At 51.6% G+C, this 16,890-nt stretch carries 21 protein-coding genes; 15 read left to right on the top strand and 6 right to left on the bottom strand.

The annotated features are described in order from the left end of the window. Positions 1 to 43: 43 nt before the first annotated feature. Positions 44 to 307, bottom strand: a complete 264-nt coding sequence (locus Q9J79_RS08460) for an antibiotic biosynthesis monooxygenase family protein (RefSeq protein WP_301911622.1) — start codon at positions 305 to 307, stop codon at positions 44 to 46. Between the two features lie 43 nt (positions 308 to 350). Further along, complete coding sequence (locus Q9J79_RS08465; RefSeq protein ID WP_301911621.1) at positions 351 to 803, bottom strand: hypothetical protein; 453 nt, start codon at positions 801 to 803, stop codon at positions 351 to 353. Between the two features lie 135 nt (positions 804 to 938). On the opposite strand from Q9J79_RS08465, the gene Q9J79_RS08470 reads away from it, so the two are divergent. Further along, positions 939 to 1,403, top strand: coding sequence for a MarR family winged helix-turn-helix transcriptional regulator (locus tag Q9J79_RS08470; RefSeq protein WP_439652300.1), 465 nt, complete (start codon positions 939 to 941; stop codon positions 1,401 to 1,403). Positions 1,404 to 1,517: 114 nt separating this feature from the next. On the opposite strand, the gene Q9J79_RS08475 is transcribed toward Q9J79_RS08470, so the two are convergent. Continuing rightward, complete coding sequence (locus Q9J79_RS08475; protein WP_301911619.1) at positions 1,518 to 2,369, bottom strand: MBL fold metallo-hydrolase; 852 nt, start codon at positions 2,367 to 2,369, stop codon at positions 1,518 to 1,520. Positions 2,370 to 2,466: 97 nt separating this feature from the next. Between Q9J79_RS08475 and Q9J79_RS08480 the strand changes: the two genes are divergently transcribed. From Q9J79_RS08480 to Q9J79_RS08495, 4 genes are all read left to right on the top strand, one after another. Beyond that, positions 2,467 to 2,745 (top strand): type 1 glutamine amidotransferase family protein, encoded by a 279-nt coding sequence (locus Q9J79_RS08480; RefSeq protein ID WP_301911618.1) that lies wholly within the window; start codon positions 2,467 to 2,469, stop codon positions 2,743 to 2,745. Next, the gene (locus Q9J79_RS08485; protein WP_301911617.1) at positions 2,742 to 3,431 is read left to right on the top strand and encodes a GlxA family transcriptional regulator; all 690 of its coding nucleotides are present in this window, start codon (positions 2,742 to 2,744) and stop codon (positions 3,429 to 3,431) included. The genes Q9J79_RS08480 and Q9J79_RS08485 overlap by 4 nt, the downstream gene beginning before the upstream one ends. A gap of 210 nt (positions 3,432 to 3,641) precedes the next feature. Continuing rightward, complete coding sequence (locus tag Q9J79_RS08490) at positions 3,642 to 4,313, top strand: ferric reductase-like transmembrane domain-containing protein (RefSeq protein ID WP_301911616.1); 672 nt, start codon at positions 3,642 to 3,644, stop codon at positions 4,311 to 4,313. Continuing rightward, positions 4,226 to 4,930, top strand: a complete 705-nt coding sequence (locus tag Q9J79_RS08495) for an FAD-binding oxidoreductase (protein WP_301673377.1) — start codon at positions 4,226 to 4,228, stop codon at positions 4,928 to 4,930. Before Q9J79_RS08490 ends, Q9J79_RS08495 begins: the two co-directional genes overlap by 88 nt. Positions 4,931 to 5,085: 155 nt before the next feature. On the opposite strand, the gene ung is transcribed toward Q9J79_RS08495, so the two are convergent. Continuing rightward, entirely contained in the window at positions 5,086 to 5,745 is a 660-nt protein-coding gene (gene ung, locus Q9J79_RS08500; RefSeq protein WP_301911615.1) for a uracil-DNA glycosylase, read from the bottom strand. An 80-nt stretch (positions 5,746 to 5,825) separates the two neighbouring features. Here ung and Q9J79_RS08505 point away from each other — a divergent pair, with 80 nt between their 5' ends. Both Q9J79_RS08505 and Q9J79_RS08510 read left to right on the top strand, forming a co-directional pair. Continuing rightward, the gene (locus Q9J79_RS08505; RefSeq protein WP_301911614.1) at positions 5,826 to 6,233 is read left to right on the top strand and encodes an NfeD family protein; all 408 of its coding nucleotides are present in this window, start codon (positions 5,826 to 5,828) and stop codon (positions 6,231 to 6,233) included. A gap of 14 nt (positions 6,234 to 6,247) precedes the next feature. After that, entirely contained in the window at positions 6,248 to 7,195 is a 948-nt protein-coding gene (locus Q9J79_RS08510) for an SPFH domain-containing protein (protein ID WP_301911613.1), read from the top strand. A 106-nt stretch (positions 7,196 to 7,301) separates the two neighbouring features. Here the strand turns inward: Q9J79_RS08510 and Q9J79_RS08515 are convergent, their stop codons facing one another. Next, positions 7,302 to 8,372: an AI-2E family transporter gene (locus Q9J79_RS08515; RefSeq protein WP_301911612.1), complete on the bottom strand. Its 1,071-nt coding sequence runs from the start codon at positions 8,370 to 8,372 to the stop codon at positions 7,302 to 7,304. Positions 8,373 to 8,554: 182 nt separating this feature from the next. On the opposite strand from Q9J79_RS08515, the gene Q9J79_RS08520 reads away from it, so the two are divergent. The 5 genes from Q9J79_RS08520 to bfr (Q9J79_RS08540) all read left to right on the top strand — a co-directional run bounded on the left by Q9J79_RS08520 (position 8,555) and on the right by bfr (Q9J79_RS08540) (position 11,870). Beyond that, entirely contained in the window at positions 8,555 to 8,830 is a 276-nt protein-coding gene (locus Q9J79_RS08520) for an HP0495 family protein (protein WP_002237935.1), read from the top strand. A gap of 1 nt (position 8,831) precedes the next feature. Next, positions 8,832 to 9,455, top strand: coding sequence for a lipoyl(octanoyl) transferase LipB (gene lipB, locus Q9J79_RS08525; protein WP_002232464.1), 624 nt, complete (start codon positions 8,832 to 8,834; stop codon positions 9,453 to 9,455). Continuing rightward, on the top strand, positions 9,448 to 10,431 hold the full coding sequence (gene lipA / locus Q9J79_RS08530; RefSeq protein WP_002240516.1) for a lipoyl synthase: 984 nt from the start codon (positions 9,448 to 9,450) through the stop codon (positions 10,429 to 10,431). The genes lipB and lipA overlap by 8 nt, the downstream gene beginning before the upstream one ends. Positions 10,432 to 10,904: 473 nt before the next feature. Beyond that, on the top strand, positions 10,905 to 11,369 hold the full coding sequence (bfr, locus tag Q9J79_RS08535; RefSeq protein ID WP_002219259.1) for a bacterioferritin: 465 nt from the start codon (positions 10,905 to 10,907) through the stop codon (positions 11,367 to 11,369). Positions 11,370 to 11,396: 27 nt separating this feature from the next. After that, positions 11,397 to 11,870, top strand: coding sequence for a bacterioferritin (gene bfr, locus Q9J79_RS08540; RefSeq protein ID WP_002213535.1), 474 nt, complete (start codon positions 11,397 to 11,399; stop codon positions 11,868 to 11,870). Between the two features lie 39 nt (positions 11,871 to 11,909). Here the strand turns inward: bfr (Q9J79_RS08540) and Q9J79_RS08545 are convergent, their stop codons facing one another. Further along, complete coding sequence (locus Q9J79_RS08545; RefSeq protein WP_162013441.1) at positions 11,910 to 12,179, bottom strand: hypothetical protein; 270 nt, start codon at positions 12,177 to 12,179, stop codon at positions 11,910 to 11,912. 14 nt (positions 12,180 to 12,193) lie between these two features. Here Q9J79_RS08545 and Q9J79_RS08550 point away from each other — a divergent pair, with 14 nt between their 5' ends. The 3 genes from Q9J79_RS08550 (at position 12,194) to guaB (ending at position 16,731) form a co-directional block, all read left to right on the top strand. After that, complete coding sequence (locus tag Q9J79_RS08550; RefSeq protein ID WP_003710267.1) at positions 12,194 to 12,514, top strand: helix-turn-helix domain-containing protein; 321 nt, start codon at positions 12,194 to 12,196, stop codon at positions 12,512 to 12,514. A 48-nt stretch (positions 12,515 to 12,562) separates the two neighbouring features. Further along, positions 12,563 to 15,121: a [protein-PII] uridylyltransferase gene (gene glnD, locus Q9J79_RS08555; RefSeq protein ID WP_301911611.1), complete on the top strand. Its 2,559-nt coding sequence runs from the start codon at positions 12,563 to 12,565 to the stop codon at positions 15,119 to 15,121. Between the two features lie 146 nt (positions 15,122 to 15,267). Continuing rightward, positions 15,268 to 16,731, top strand: a complete 1,464-nt coding sequence (gene guaB / locus Q9J79_RS08560) for an IMP dehydrogenase (protein WP_301911610.1) — start codon at positions 15,268 to 15,270, stop codon at positions 16,729 to 16,731. Positions 16,732 to 16,890 lie beyond the last annotated feature (159 nt).

A 16,890-nucleotide genomic window follows, 5' to 3' on the forward strand; every position in this document is an offset into this window, starting at 1 on the left:
GGCTGCTTTTTATTTCGGCGCGCGGTTCCGCCGCTTACTCGCCTCACTTGCCGCCGCGTCTGCCGAAGCCGTGACGTGTGCCGATGTAGCCCTGCTGGGTTTTCAGGAAATCGCGTGATTTCTGCCAAGCAGCCAAAGTTTCGGCTTCTTTGCCCTGCGGTATTTCAAAGGTGTTGATGAGTACAACGCTGTTCTGCATGGCTTCGCGTTGTGCGCGCCATTGTTCCGCTTTGGCGGTGCAGCCTGCAATGCAAAGGAAAACTGTGGCGGCAGCGGCGGCGATAATAGTTTTTTTGCGGGTATTCATGTGTAAACTCCTAATATCAAAAGGGTGTTGGAAAATTAAGGATTTAGGCTTCTTTCTTCGGCTTGCAGATAGAAAAACCGTCTTTCATGCTCAAGCCCAGCAGCGTCAGATTCGCCGCGCCTGCAATCAGTTCTATGCTTTGGACGATGTAAAACACGCTGTCAAACTGTCCTGCGGCGGCGCGGCTGTTTAAGAAAAACGCGCAAGGCAGCAAAATCAACATTCCGTTGGCGGCGATAAAGGGCATACGGCGGCGTTTGGCGGCAATCGCGGCGTGTTTGCTTTTGCCGCCCATTTTCATGCCCGTTGCACCTGCGGTTGCCACGCAGGCAATCAACCCGAACAGCGCATAAACAATGGTTTGCTTCACGGCGGCGACGGTTTCGTGCGAGCCGAAGAGTTCGCTGAACACGGTGCTGCTCCAAAACGAAGCGATGAATAAAAATGCACCCACCCCTGCGGCGGCGTGGATTTTGCGTAAAGTATTGCGGTTCATTATGGTTTCCTTTGAACATTTAAGAGAGGTCGTCTGAAAGCATTTAAATAGCAAGCTATCGAGTTGAAATAAGTATAGCGTGCTATGAATTAAGATAGCAAGCTATATTTGTGATATAATCCGCAACAATTTGATTTGAAAGGAAACAAAGTGGACGAAGTTTTCAAAACTGAATCGGCAGGCTATCTGATGAACCACATTGCCCGCCAATTTGCCATTTTATTGGGCGAAGGTTTAAAGCCTTTGGGCATCGCCCCCGCACAATTTCCGATATTGCTGGAACTGTGGCAGAAAGACGGTTTGAGCCAACAGGAATTGGTGGAACGCGCCGATTTGAAGCAGGCAACGATTGCCAACACCTTGGCGCGGATGGAACGCGACGGCCTGATTACGCGCGAACCGAATCCCGACGATGCGCGCAGCCGCCTGATTATACTGACGGAGCAAGCTCGTGCCTTGCAACAGCAGTCTACGGAAATTGCCAAAGCTATCAACCAAATGGCTTTGTCGGATTTGTCGGCAGACGAACAAAAGTTGTTTTTGGAAATGGCGGCAAAAATTGTGGCGCGACAGCAAGAGATGATTGCGGGCGGGAAGTGAGGGCGGATGGCGCAACTTGGAATTTCAAAGTGCAGGCTACTTTTGAGGTCGTCTGAAAGCAGCCTGCACTTTGAAAAACAAGGTGCAGGCTGCTTTAGGATAATGAGCCGTTTATCAATCCAGTTTCACGATTTCTCCGTCTTCCGGAACGTTCACACGGCTTTCAATGCCTTGACCGCGTATAAATTTACGCATATCGGCGCGGCTGACGGCGGTATGATTCACGGTATCCATGTGTACGGTGATGATTTTGGCTTTAGGCATGACTTGGCTGGCTTTTAATACATCAGCCGTCCCCATAATAATGCCATCTGAAATGCCTGAAATCAGCGCGTAGCCCGTGTTCATAATCAGATAATCGGGTTTGTAGCGGTTCAATGCTTTGTTTACATCTGCTGTCCACACAGTATCACCCATAATATAAGCGGTTTTGTGTCCGCTGCTTTGGAATACCACACCCATTGCATCGCCTAAGATTTCGGCTAGCTGCGAGTTGGTATACATGGCTTCTGTACCATGTACGCCACCGGTTTTGCTGATGGTTACGCCGTTGAAGACAGTGCTGCCGTTCAACACGCGTACATCAGTAAAGCCTTGGCTACGGATTTTTGCCGCGTCGGCTTGGTGCTGCACATATACGGGCAGGTTTTTCGGAATGGAACGTGCGGCGGTTTCGTCCCAATGGTCTTCGTGAGTATGGGTAACGATAACTGCATCCACACCGTCCAAAATTTTATTCACGCTCATCGGTAGCCCGACCAGCGGCATTTTGGCTTGGTTATTGAACGTGCCAGCAAAGCCGTTCATGGAATGCTTGGGGGCGAAAAACGGGTCAATCAAAAACGTCTGCCCCGCATATTCGACCTTGGCGGTAGCGTTACGGATATGTTGGTATGAATCGTCTGCCCAAGCGGAAAAGGCTGTCGCGCCCAAAACAGTGGCAAGAATAAATTGCTTGGATTTCATGATGTTGCTCCTTAAAAAATCATGGAGCGTATTTTAAGCAGCAGGTGCATCGGCTAAAATAGGCAATATTGCCAATAAACGTAAGGATAGTGACAAAATGTCGTCTGAAAACGAGCGTAACGAGTTTCGCCAAAATCAAGCTGTCCCCAAAATCGTGCTATATGCTCAATCGGGCATGAATGATTTTGTCTTCAACATTCCCTTTTCTGTTTTTCAGACGACCTATCGGAACAATCCACTCTTTGACCTGAAAATCTGTTCCGATGACAGCAAAGACGTTATTACGGCACTGGGCGCAAGCATTCCTGTACACGGCGGCTTGGATTTGACGGAACAGGCTGGCGCAATATTGAAGAAGCCCCGACACCCGAGTTGAGCGCACATTTGCAGAAAGCAGTACAACGTGGTGCGCATATCACCGCCCTATGTTACGGCACTTACGCCCTTGCCTACACAGGACTTTTAGACGGCAGAACCGCCGCCACCCACTGGCTTGCCGAAGACGACTTTGTCCGCCGTTTCCCTAAAATTCATCTGGATACCAACCGCCTATATGCGGAAGACGGCAACTTTTTAACATCGGCAGGTGCAGCAGGCGGGCTGGATTGCTGCCTGTACCTCATCCGCAAAATCCACGGTGCAACCGTTGCCAACGACCTTGCCCGTACCTTGGTTGCGGCACCACACCGCGAAGGCGGGCAGGCACAGTTTATCCACCGACCTGTCGAACGCCGTACCGCCGATGACAAAATCAATCACTTATTGGACGAACTGCGCCAAAACCTTGCCACCCCATACCGCTTGGACGATTTGGCAAAAAAATTAGCCGTTTCCCGTCGAACCTTCATCCGCCATTTTTCTCAAGCCACAGGTATGAATTTCGGTGAGTGGCTCACCACAGAGCGGCTATGGCAGGCGCAGGATTTATTGGAAAATACGGATTTGCCGATAGAACGCATAGCCGAACAAAGCGGCTTCGGCAGCGCGGCAAACCTACGTTTGCAGTTCAAAGCCAAGTTTAAAATCAATCCAAATGCCTGGCGGAAAGTATTTGGCAGATAGCTCGCGTTAGTCAACCCAAAACACCTGAGTGCAGGCTGCTTTGGAGGTCGTCTGAAAACCCAAAAAGCAGCCTGCACTTTTCAGTCGACTTCAACAGGTAAACCCCTCCCACCCTTACCCACACCAATAATTTCCATCTAATTTTCCCCACATACAATCCCCACAAATGGCGCAGACCGCTTCATATTCCCATCCATAAGGAACACTACCATGAAAAACATTAAATTTACCTTAGCCATATTTTTCGGCGGCATATTCGCTTTATGGCTGCTTGCTACATCATTTCCAGATCAGTGGGGCGTATTTCCGGTACGCAACCTATTGCTGCAACTCACAGGCACCATCAGCATACTTGCCATGAGTGGCTGCCTGATACTTGCCGTGCGTCCCAAAATACTCGAAACCCCGCTCGGCGGGCTAGACAAAATGTACCGCCTGCACAAATGGTTCGGCATCATTGCCCTTTCAGGCAGCATCCTGCATTGGACTACCAAGCAATTCCCCAAATGGCTGGTAAAGCTCGGTCTGTTTGACGGTAAAAAGCCGCCGCACCCGCCGAGGCAGGAAGTCTTGACGTTAAAAGATTGGTTGGTTAGCCAACGCCATTTTGCTGAAGAAGTGGGTGAGGTTGCTTTTTACGCCGTCGGCGTCCTATTGCTTATCGCGCTGATAAAGCTGATTCCCTACCGTTGGTTTGCCAAACTTCACATCTTAATTGTCCCTGTCTATCTTGCACTCGTATGGCACACCATCGTATTGGCAAACTTTGCCTACTGGCTCAGCCACTTGGCTGGTTGCTGGCTGCCGCCCTATTCTTCGGCAGTATTTGTTCGCTCCTCGCCCTCTTTAAACGCATTGGTAAACCGCAAACCGCGACAGTAGCCGCCATAAACCAAAACTCTTCCCTGCTCTCGCTTACCCTGAATGCGCCAAAATGGCAGGGACACCAAGCCGGCCAATTCCTCTTTTTGCGCGCACACGGAGAAAGCCATCCGTTTACCATCGCCTCTGACTGGAATCCTGAAAACCAACAAATCAATCTTATCATCAAAGACTTGGGAGACTACACCCATCGCCTGCCCCAACGCTTGAACATCGGTGATACCGTTCAAATTGACGGTGCATACGGCCGCTTCAATTTTTCAGATAAAAATGCACAGATTTGGGTGAGCAACGATATTGGTTTTACGCCTTTCCTTGCAAGACTCAAAGAATTAGCCAAACAACCTTCCAATCAACCGATTGACTGGTTTCATGCCGATAGAAATTTATCTGCGGAACTAATCGGTCAATGGAAAGCGTTGGCTGAACAAGCGAATGTTGCGTTCCACTATATTCCTTCCGAAACCCAAAGATTGTTCGCCAATCATATTGCACAAAGCGTTCGGAATAGTGAAGCCCGCAGCCTATGGCTTTGCGGCAGTCGCAGCTTTACAAGCGGTATTGCAGGAAACCTTAAGACACGCTCATTGCATCAAGAGCTGTTTGAATTCCGCTAAATGAACCCGACACGCAAACTTTGACGCTCGAATGCCGTCTGAACCCCGGGATTCAGACGGTTTTGCATTATGAGCCGGTTTTCCTTAATTACTTTGTTTCCGGTTTCAAAAGCAGCCTTAAGCGGGGTTTAAGCAACTTGGCATTCAGACGGCATTCACAGCTTCCAGTTTATCGGATCGATACTGTGTCGGCTCAAATAGCTGTTTGCCTGTGAAAAATGTCGGCAGCCAAAAAAACCGCGATATGCCGACAGAGGAGACGGATGCGGTGCGGTCAATATCAAATGATTTTGACTGTCTATCAGCCTCCCTTTTTGTTGTGCATACCCACCCCACAACATGAAGACAAGGTGCTTGCGGTGTGTCGCAAGCTGCCTGATGACGGTATCGGTAAAGCGTTCCCAGCCTAAAAGGGCGTGCGAATGCGCCTGTCCTGCGCGTACGGTCAAAACCGTGTTCAGAAGCAATACGCCCTGCTCCGCCCAAGCCGTCAGGCAGCCGTGCGCGGGAATGGAAAAGCCTTCGATGTCGGTTTCCAATTCTTTGTAGATATTCAACAAAGACGGCGGTATGCGGACGCCCTGCCTGACGGAAAATGCCAAACCGTGCGCCTGCCCTGCCCCGTGATACGGATCTTGTCCGAGAATAACGGCTTTGACCCGGTCGAACGCTGTCAGGCGGAATGCGTTGAACACATCCGCCGCCGGCGGATAGATGATTTGTCCCGACAAACGTTCCTGCTTTACTGCATTTAAAATTTCCTGAAAATACGGCTGCTGTTTTTCACCGCCGAGTGCATCGTGCCAAGTGTCCATATCTGCCCTATCCTTTCAAATTCGGCTATACTGCTGATATTGCGTTATTTTGTCAAACGACGCGCTTTGTGGGGAAATGTATGACTGTATGGTTTGTTGCTGCTGTTGCCGTCTTAATCATCGAATTATTGACGGGAACGGTTTATCTTTTGGTTGTCAGCGCGGCTTTGGCGGGTTCGGGCATTGCTTACGGACTGACCGGCAGCACGCCTGCCGCCACCTTGGCCGCCGCCCTACTTTCCGCGCTGGGCATTTGGTTCGTACACGCCAAAACCGCCGTGGGAAAAGTTGAAACAGATTCATATCAGGATTTGGATGCCGGGCAATATGCCGAAATCCTCCGGCACGCAGGCGGCAACCGTTACGAAGTTTTTTATCGCGGTACGCACTGGCAGGCGCAAAATACGGGGCAGGATGTGTTTGAACCGGGAACGCACGCCCTCATCGTCCGCAAGGAAGGTAACCTTCTCATCATCTCAAACCCTTAACACTCGGAGGAATTATGGAATTTTTCATTATATTACTGGTAGCCGTCGTTGTTTTCGGATTTAAATCCTTTGTCGTTATTCCCCAACAGGAAGTCCACGTTGTCGAAAGGCTGGGGCGTTTCCATCGCGCCCTGACGGCCGGTTTGAATATTTTGATTCCCTTTATCGACCGCGTCGCCTACCGTCATTCGCTAAAAGAAATCCCCTTGGATGTACCCAGCCAGGTCTGCATCACGCGCGACAATACGCAGCTGACTGTTGACGGTATCATCTATTTTCAAGTAACCGATCCCAAACTTGCCTCATACGGTTCGAGCAACTACATCATGGCAATTACCCAGCTTGCCCAAACGACGCTGCGTTCCGTTATCGGACGTATGGAGTTGGACAAAACGTTTGAAGAACGCGACGAAATCAACAGTACCGTCGTCTCCGCCCTCGATGAGGCAGCCGGAGCTTGGGGTGTGAAAGTCCTCCGTTACGAAATCAAGGATTTGGTTCCGCCGCAAGAAATCCTTCGCGCGATGCAGGCGCAAATTACCGCCGAACGCGAAAAACGCGCCCGTATCGCCGAATCCGAAGGCCGTAAAATCGAACAAATCAACCTTGCCAGCGGTCAGCGCGAAGCCGAAATCCAACAATCCGAAGGCGAGGCTCAGGCTGCGGTCAATGCGTCAAATGCCGAGAAAATCGCCCGCATCAACCGTGCTAAAGGCGAAGCGGAATCCTTGCGCCTTGTTGCCGAAGCCAATGCCGAAGCCATCCGTCAAATTGCCGCCGCCCTTCAAACCCAAGGCGGGGCGGATGCGGTCAATCTGAAGATTGCGGAACAATACGTCTCCGCGTTCAACAATCTTGCCAAAGAAAGCAATACGCTGATTATGCCTGCCAATGTTGCCGACATCGGCAGCCTGATTTCGGTCGGGATGAAAATTATCGACAGCAGCAAAACCGCCAAATAAGCCGTGATGAAAATGCCGTCTGAAGCTCTGTTTTCGAGGTTCAGACGGCATTTTTATTTAAACCCGGGCAGGGTTGTATCCCGCTTCAAATATGTTTCGGAGCCGCCTACCTGCCCCGGTAAAAACTGCCGGCAAAATATTTCTGCACGCCCTCGCGAAGCAAGACTAAGGTTACGGCGGCCAAAGGCAATCCTGCCAACATTCCGACAAAGCCCATCAGCTGCCCGAACGCCATCAGGGAAAAGATAACCCAAAACGGCGACAGCCCGATACGGTCTCCCACGATTTTCGGCGTAATGAAAAAACTTTCGAGAAACTGTCCTACGGCAAAAACCGCCCAAACCGATAGGATGCCGTTCCACGAACCGAACTGGAGCAAGGCGGCGACGGTGGCAAGCAGCAATCCCGTAAACGCCCCGAGATAAGGGACAAACACCAAAATACCGGCAACCATACCGATGGCAAACCCCGAATCCAGCCCGACCAGCACCAGCCCCAAGCCGTAAACCAAACCCATAATCAGCATCACCAGAAGCTGACCGCGTAAGAATTCGCCCAATACCTCGTTCAAATTACCCGTAATGCGCGTATAAGCACCGGCAAAACGCCTCGGAACCAGTTTACTTATGCCGCATGACCACCGCTGCCAATCCAGCAGAAAATAGTAAAGCAGCAACGGCAGCAGCATCAGATTGCCAATACTGCTGACGATATTGCTGCTCTGCCTCATCAAAACGGGAAACCACGCCTTAAGCGTGTTGCTCAGCTCACCCATATGCGCCTGAAGCCATGCGATAACGGATGCCTGATCGATTTCCACATAATTGCCCACAGTGTCTTTCAACAGCGGCAACAGCGTATTTTGCATAAAACCTGCAAGTTGGGGCAAACGGGATACCATGCTGTTGAACTGTCCGACCAGCATAGGGACAATAATCAAAAGCAGCGCGGCAAGCAGCAGCAAGGCAAAAATCATTACAGTCATTGAAGCAACGGCACGGTTGAAACCTTTTTTCTGCAACCATTCAACCAAAGGATCCAACACATACGCCAACACTGCCGCAACCGCAAAGGGAGCCAGTGTGTCGCCAAGTGCGAAAGCCAGCCATATCAAGACCGTAAGGAACACCCCCGCACCAACCCAGGGTTTGATACTCTGCTTTTTTTTCTGATACATAACAACCCGTCCGGAAACCATTTTCATCATTATTATAGCAGAACGGGTTATATCGCAGATAAAGCCCGTGCCGTTCCGATAGCCTGTTATCGCGGTTTGGGCTAAAATACCGCATATCTGATGCCGTCTGAAAGGCAAACCCGCTTTCAGACGGCATACCGTACACGATAAGGCAGCACATCATGACCGAACAAGAAAACAAAACATCCCTCATCGAATTTCCCTGCACCTTCCCATTAAAAGTAATGGGGGCGGTTCATCCCGAGTTCGAGCAAGCGGTTTTAGAAACCGTCCGCCTTCACGCCCCTGACACGCAGGCTCACCACATCACCACGCGTCCGAGCAGCAAAGGCAACTATACCGGCGCCACCGTACAAGTAAAGGTTGAAAACCAAGAACAATTGGACAACATCTACCGCGCGCTGACTTCGCACGAACTGGTCAAAGTGGTACTTTGAGATGAAAATCATACACAAAGGTTTGGTCGAATATCTGCCGACTTTTGAAGCGATGAAAACCTTTAATGCCGGACGGAATGCAGACACCGAAGACGAACTGTGGGTCGTCGAACACCCGCCCGTCTTTACGCAAGGACTGGCGGGAAAACCCGAGCACCTGCTGATTCGCGACGACATCCCCGTCGTCCAGATCGACCGTGGCGGGCAGATTACCTATCACGGGCCCGGGCAATTGGTCGTTTATACGATGATTGATTTCAAACGGCGCAAAACCAGTGTCAGAAACATCGTTTCCGCGCTTGAAAACAGCATCATCGCCACATTGGCGGAATACGGCATCGAAGCGGCGGCAGACCCCAAACGCCCCGGCGTTTACGTTGGCGAACGCAAAATCGCCTCACTGGGGCTGCGTATCAAAAACGGTTCCGTCTATCACGGGCTCGCACTCAACGTCAATATGGATTTAAGCCCGTTTACCCACATCAACCCCTGCGGCTACGCCGGTATGGAAATGACGCAAATCGCGGATTTTGTCCAACCCTGCCCCACGCCGGACGAAGTCGCTGCCAAACTCACCGCACACCTTGAAACACAACTCACACCGAAAGCAGACAACAATGAGTGAAATCAAAACCGACGACCCCAAACGCGGCATCAAACTCAGAGGCGCGGACAAAACCGCCCGCATCCCCATCAAAGTCGTCCCCCTTCAGGAAAAACTGAAAAAGCCCGAATGGATACGCGCCAAACTCCCATCACGCAAATTCTTTGAAATCAAAGACATTTTGCGCGAACAAAAAATGCACACTGTTTGCGAGGAAGCCTCCTGCCCCAACATCGGCGAATGCTTCAGCAAAGGCACGGCGACCTTCATGATTATGGGCGACATCTGCACCCGCCGCTGCCCGTTCTGCGATGTGGGACACGGCCGGCCCAATATGCTCGACCCCGACGAACCGAAAAACCTCGCCGAATCCGTCAAAGCCATGAACCTGCGTTACGTCGTCATCACCTCCGTCGACCGCGACGACCTGCGCGACGGCGGCGCACAGCATTTCGCCGACTGCATCAAAGCCATCCGCGAGACCAGCCCGAACACCAAAATCGAAATCCTCGTTCCCGACTTCCGAGGCCGCTTGGACATCGCATTGAAAATCCTTGCCGAAACCCCGCCCGACGTGATGAACCACAACCTAGAAACCCATCCGAGCCTGTACAAAAAAGCCCGTCCCGGTGCCAATTATCAACATTCTTTAGACTTATTAAAACGTTATAAAGAAATGATGCCGCACATCCCGACCAAATCCGGCATTATGGTCGGCTTGGGCGAAACCGACGAAGACGTGCGCGAAATTATGCGCGATATGCGGGCGCACAATATCGAAATGATTACCATCGGACAATACCTCCAGCCTTCAGACGGACACCTGCCCGTCCTGCGCTACGTTACGCCCGAGCAGTTCAAAATCTTTGAAAAAGAAGCATACGAACTGGGCTTCAGCAATGCCGCCATCGGCGCGATGGTACGTTCAAGTTACCATGCCGACGAACAGGCTGCCGAAGCCTTACGCGAAAGCCACGGCGGTTGCGGACATCATTAAACCCGGAACACCGTTCCGAAGTAAAAAATAATTTCCTACGCTGCTGTCTGCCGCCTTGTTTGATGTAAACAACATCAACTTGAATTGTCCATGCCGTCTGAAAGCCCTTCAGACGGCATAATTTATTCTCAAAATCCGATAATCTCAAAAGAATCTGTCAGTTAATGAGAACGATTCATTATAATTTTTGATAAAAAACCGTGCTCTATTTGCTTTTCGCTATGGTTAACAAGTGTAAATGTTCTTTATGGATGATATGGATTCTTAGTTTTAACAGCACAAAAAACCGATAAAAAACAGCATACTGATTTGGAAGACATCGGGGAATACGCCCTATTTCTTTTGATAATTGTTTGTATTTTAAATAGAAAATTTGTCATGCCGACAGCTTTTGCATACAATGCACGCATCCCGAACAGTGCTACATCCACTGTTTAACCACACGAAACCTAAATTAAGAAAAGAGAAATATTATGCAAGGCAATCAAGCAGTTTTAGATTATATGAACGAATTGCTGTCCGGCGAGCTGGCAGCACGCGACCAATACTTCATCCACTCCCGCCTCTACTCCGAATGGGGCTACACCAAACTTTTTGAACGTCTCAATCACGAGATGGAAGAAGAAACCACACACGCCGAAGACTTCATCCGCCGCATCCTGATGCTGGGCGGCACGCCGAAAATGGCGCGCGCCGAACTGAATATCGGCACGGACGTGGTTTCCTGCCTCAAAGCCGACCTGCAAACCGAATATGAAGTACGTGATGCGTTGAAAAAAGGCATCAAACTGTGCGAAGAGGCTCAAGACTATGTTACGCGCGACCTGATGGTTGCCCAACTGAAAGATACCGAAGAAGACCACGCACACTGGTTGGAACAGCAGCTGCGCCTGATCGAGCTGATTGGTGAAGGCAACTACTACCAAAGCCAACTGTAATCCGTATTCGGAATAAAAGGAGTCCGTATGAAAGGCGACCGTTTGGTTATCCGCGAGCTGAACAAAAACTTAGGCTTGCTGCTGGTAACCATCAACCAATATTTCCTTCACGCCCGTATTTTGAAAAACTGGGGCTTTGAAGAACTGGGCGAACATTTCTTCAAACAGTCCATCGTTGAAATGAAAGCTGCTGACGATTTGATCGAGCGCATTCTGTTCCTCGAAGGTCTGCCGAACCTGCAAGAACTGGGCAAGCTTCTGATTGGCGAGTCCACCGAAGAAATCATCGCCTGCGATTTGACCAAAGAACAGGAAAAACACGAAGCCCTGCTTGCCGCCATCGCCACAGCTGAAGCGCAACAGGATTACGTCAGCCGTGATTTGTTGGAAAAACAAAAAGACACCAACGAAGAACACATCGACTGGCTCGAAACCCAGCAGGAACTGATCGGCAAAATCGGTTTGCCGAACTACCTGCAAACAGCGGCGCAAGAGGACTAAAACACAAACCACTGCCAAATATAGCAGTCCCCTGCACCATCAGACGGCATATCCATATAAACGGATATGCCGTTTTTCTTTACCGGATTGCGAATAAAATCGAAATTGATTTGAATCAATACTCGATAACGGTTTTTGTTTGATAATACCGACATGAAATCTAGATTGCTTGTTTGCTGTTTCCCAATCCGTCTTGATTTTATCTCTTTCCTCTTGATGTGTGTGTGTTTGGGTGTGGCTGTCGCCACCCCTTTTTTTGGCTTTTATGTGAAGTAAAATCCGTAACAGCAAATGCTTAACTTTAACCATTTATCTGGAAACAAATGATGGGCAACAAATTAACTCTGCCTGCCGAACTGCCTGACGAACAGGATTTGCGGGCGGTATTGGCATACAATATGCGGCTTTTCCGCGTGAACAAGGGCTGGTCGCAAGAAGAATTGGCGCGGCAATGCGGTTTGGACAGGACTTATGTGTCGGCAGTCGAGCGCAAACGATGGAACATCGCCCTGTCGAATATCGAAAAAATGGCGGCGGCTTTGGGCGTGGCGGCGTATCAGTTGCTGCTGCCGCCGCAGGAACGGTTGAACCTGATGACCAATTCCGCCGATACCCGACAAATGCCGTCTGAAAGCGGTATTTGACCGCCAAACCATCCGCTTCCCTTTTTCCCGCCAATCGAAAGAATAAAAATGCCTGCAAACCTGTCTTCAGCACTGGAAACCTTCAAACAGCAGCGCGATGCCGCCGAAGCGCATTATTTGAAAACCAACCGCGTGTCGGTATTTTTCAGAGAATACACGGCGGCAGTCGAAACCTTACTGGCAGCATTGTGGGTAGAACATTTTCAAAACAGCGCGTTATGCCTGATGGCGGTGGGCGGCTTCGGGCGCGGCGAACTGTATCCCTGTTCGGATGTGGATTTGGCGGTTGTCTCCCCTGCCCCGCTTTCAGACGGCATTCAGGAACAGATTGCCCGGTTTGTCCAAACCCTGTGGGACTGCAAACTGATGCCGTCTGTAAAAAGCGGCAGCGTTGATGAACTATGTGAAAGTGTGCGCAATGATATTACGGGGGACACAGCGTTTTTAGAGGCTAGGTTTTTGTTTGGCAACCGCCAAACAGCAGACGAATTGGCGGAAAAAATGAACGCGCAGCGCAATGTGGCGGCGTTTGTCGAGGCAAAACTGGTGGAGATGGAACACCGCCATGCCAAATCGCAAGGCTCAGGGGCGGTGTTGGAACCAAACATCAAAAGCTGTCCCGGTGGTCTGCGCGACATCCACACCCTGCTTTGGATAGCGAAAGCACAAGGCTTGGCGGCCAACCTGCCTGCGCTGGTCAAACAAGGCATTCTGACGCGCACTGAAGCCGGTATGCTTTCACACGGCTACCGCCGCCTCGCCCACATCCGCATCCATCTGCATTTAAACGCCAAGCACGCCGAAGACCGCCTGCTGTTCGATTTGCAGCCGCAAGTTGCCGAAAGTATGGGTTATCAAGGCTTGAACCTCCGCCGTCAAAGCGAAGAACTGATGCGCGTATTTTACCGCGCGATTAAAACCGTCAAACAACTGAGCGGCATCCTCACGCCTATGCTGCGAAGCCGCGTTTCCTCCGCGCCGATGCGCGTTACCCTGCGGATTGACGACGATTACATCCAAGTGAACAATCAAATCGCCGCGCGGCACACCGATATTTTTTTCAGACGACCCGAACACATTTTCAAAATTGTCGAAATCATGCAGCAGCGCAACGACATTACCGCGCTCGAACCGCAAACCCTGCGCGCTTGGGGGGGCGCGACGCGCAAAATCAACCGCAGCTTCTACCAAAATCCCGAAAACCGTCGCCGTTTCGCCGGCTTTTTCCGCAGCGGCAACGGGCTGACCCAGACCCTGCGCTTCCTCAACCTCTACGGCGTATTGGGACGCTACCTGCCCGCGTGGGAAAAAATCGTCGGCCTGCTCCAACACGACCTGTTCCACATCTATCCCGTGGACGACCACATCCTCGCCGTCGTCCGCAACGTCCGCCGCCTTGCCCTAGACATGCACAGCCACGAACTGCCTTACGCCTCCGCGCTGATGCAGTCCTTTGAAAAACAAGACATCCTCTATCTTGCCGCCTTCTTCCACGACATCGCCAAAGGACGCGGCGGCGACCACGCCATACAAGGCATCGCAGACGTGCGCCAATTTGCCGCCGACCACTTCCTGACCGAAGAAGAAAGCGACCTGCTTGCCTGGCTGGTCGAAAACCATCTTCTTATGTCCACCGTCGCCCAAAAAGAAGACATCCAAGACCCCGACGTACTCGATGCCTTCTGCAAACGCGTGCAAACCCACGAACGCCTCAGCGCGCTCTACCTCCTGACCATTTCCGACATACGCGGCACCAATCCTAAACTGTGGAACGCATGGCGCGCCAGCCTGCTGGAAAGCCTGTTTCACGCCGCCGGACGCTACCTCGCAGGCAACGGCGGCAATCCGCACGCCCTCTTCGGCCGCCGCCAGCAAGAAGCCGCCGACTTGCTCACCCGCGCCGCCGTCCCCGAAAAACAGCAGAAAAAACTATGGAACGTGCTCGGTTCCGCCTATTTTGCCCGCCACCAGTCCCGCGAAATCCTGTGGCACGCCGCCAACCTCGTCCACGACTTTGAAACCCCCATCGTCCGCAGCCGCATCCTGCCCAAAAGCAACAGCTTTCAAGTCATGGTCTTTATGCCCAACGGCCCGCGCCTGTTCGCCCGCCTCTGCCGTATCTTCAGCCGCCACGGCTTCGACATTCTCGCCGCCCGCGCCTTTATCACCGAACACGACTACATCCTCGATACCTTCATCGTGCAAATCCCCTCGCAGCACGCTCCCGAAGACTACCCCGACATCCAAAGCGCGCTCGAAGCCGAACTCAACAGCTTTATCCACGGACACACCGTTGCCGAAACCCAAAGCCACAGCCGCCGCATCGGCCGCCGCAGCCGCTATATGCCGATCGCGCCAAGCATCACCATTACCCCCGAAGAAGACTACCCCGACTGGTACTCCGTCGAAATCACCGCCGTCAACCGCCCTTTCCTGCTCGCCGATATGGCGGAAGTCTTTTTCGCCCACAATGTCAGCCTGCGCTACGCCAAAATTTCCACGCTGGATGAACGCGTCGAAGACAGTTTTACCGTTTTCAGCCCCGACTTGAAAAATCCGAAAATCCAATCTACCCTGAAACAGGCTTTGTTGGAACAATTAACATGATTCCTCTTCCCTTTTCAGACGGCATTAGCCCTTCTGTTTTCCAACTATTCCGAAACGGATAAATATTGTAAACAATATCGGCTGCCAAGACGCAAGTACCATGTTATAATGCCGTGCATCTTGCACAAACTGAAAGACCGAGCATCATGCGTATCGTAGAAAAAGCCTATACTTTCGACGACGTCCTGTTGGTTCCCGCACATTCGACCGTGCTGCCGCGAGACGTTAAACTTCAAACCAAGCTCACCCGCGAAATCACACTCAACCTCCCCCTGCTTTCCGCCGCGATGGATACCGTTACCGAGGCGCGCCTCGCCATTTCGATGGCACAGGAAGGCGGCATCGGCATCATCCATAAAAACATGACGCCCGAAATGCAGGCGCGCGCCGTTTCCAAAGTGAAACGCCACGAAAGCGGCGTGGTCAAAGACCCCGTAACCGTTGCGCCGACGACGCTCATCCGCGAAGTATTGGAAATGCGCGCGCAGCGCAAACGCAAAATGTCCGGCCTGCCCGTCGTTGAAAACGGCAAAGTCGTCGGCATCGTAACCAACCGCGACCTGCGTTTTGAAAACCGCGTCGATTTGCCCGTTTCCGCCATTATGACCCCGCGCGAACGTCTGGTTACCGTCCCCGAAGGCACAAGCATAGACGAAGCGCGCGAACTGATGCACACGCACAAAGTTGAACGCGTTTTGGTTCTGAACGAAAAAGACGAACTCAAAGGTCTGATTACCGTTAAAGATATTTTAAAAACTACCGAATTTCCCAACGCCAACAAAGACTCCGAAGGTCGTCTGCGCGTCGGTGCAGCAGTCGGCACCGGCGGCGACACCGAAGAACGCGTCAAAGCCCTGGTCGAAGCAGGCGTTGACGTGATTGTCGTCGATACCGCACACGGGCACAGCCAAGGCGTGATCGACCGCGTACGTTGGGTCAAAGAAACCTATCCGCACATCCAAGTCATCGGGGGCAACATCGCCACTGCCAAAGCCGCATTGGATTTGGTCGCCGCCGGCGCGGATGCCGTCAAAGTCGGTATCGGTCCGGGATCGATTTGCACCACCCGTATCGTGGCAGGCGTAGGCGTTCCCCAACTGACCGCCATCCACAACGTTGCCGAAGCCCTCAAAGGCACGGGCGTTCCGCTGATTGCCGACGGCGGCATCCGCTTCTCCGGCGACATCGCCAAAGCTCTCGCCGCAGGCGCGTACAGCGTGATGCTCGGCGGTATGTTTGCCGGCACGGAAGAAGCACCGGGCGAAATCGAACTCTATCAAGGCCGCTCGTACAAATCCTATCGCGGTATGGGTTCGCTCGGCGCAATGAGCCAAGGTTCTGCCGACCGCTACTTCCAAGACAAAACCGACAGCACCGACAAATACGTCCCCGAAGGCATCGAAGGTCGTGTTCCTTACAAAGGCCCGATTGTGAACATCATCCACCAATTAACCGGCGGTTTGCGTTCCAGTATGGGTTATCTGGGTTGCGCCAATATTGCTGAAATGCACGAAAAAGCCGAATTTGTGGAAATCACTTCCGCAGGTATGAGCGAATCGCACGTTCACGACGTTCAAATTACCAAAGAAGCACCGAATTACCACCGCTGATTTGAACAGCCTTTTCAAGGCAAAATGCCGTCTGAAACCTGATTTTCGGGTTTCAGACGGCATTTTTTTATCTGAACGCCTCTAAATTGTTAAAATATATAATAATTATTAAAAATAGGTTAAATATAGTCTGCAAATCTACCCCCCCCCCCCCCCCCC

This window comes from Neisseria viridiae, from assembly GCF_962747995.1.
GTDB classification, from domain to species: domain Bacteria; phylum Pseudomonadota; class Gammaproteobacteria; order Burkholderiales; family Neisseriaceae; genus Neisseria; species Neisseria viridiae.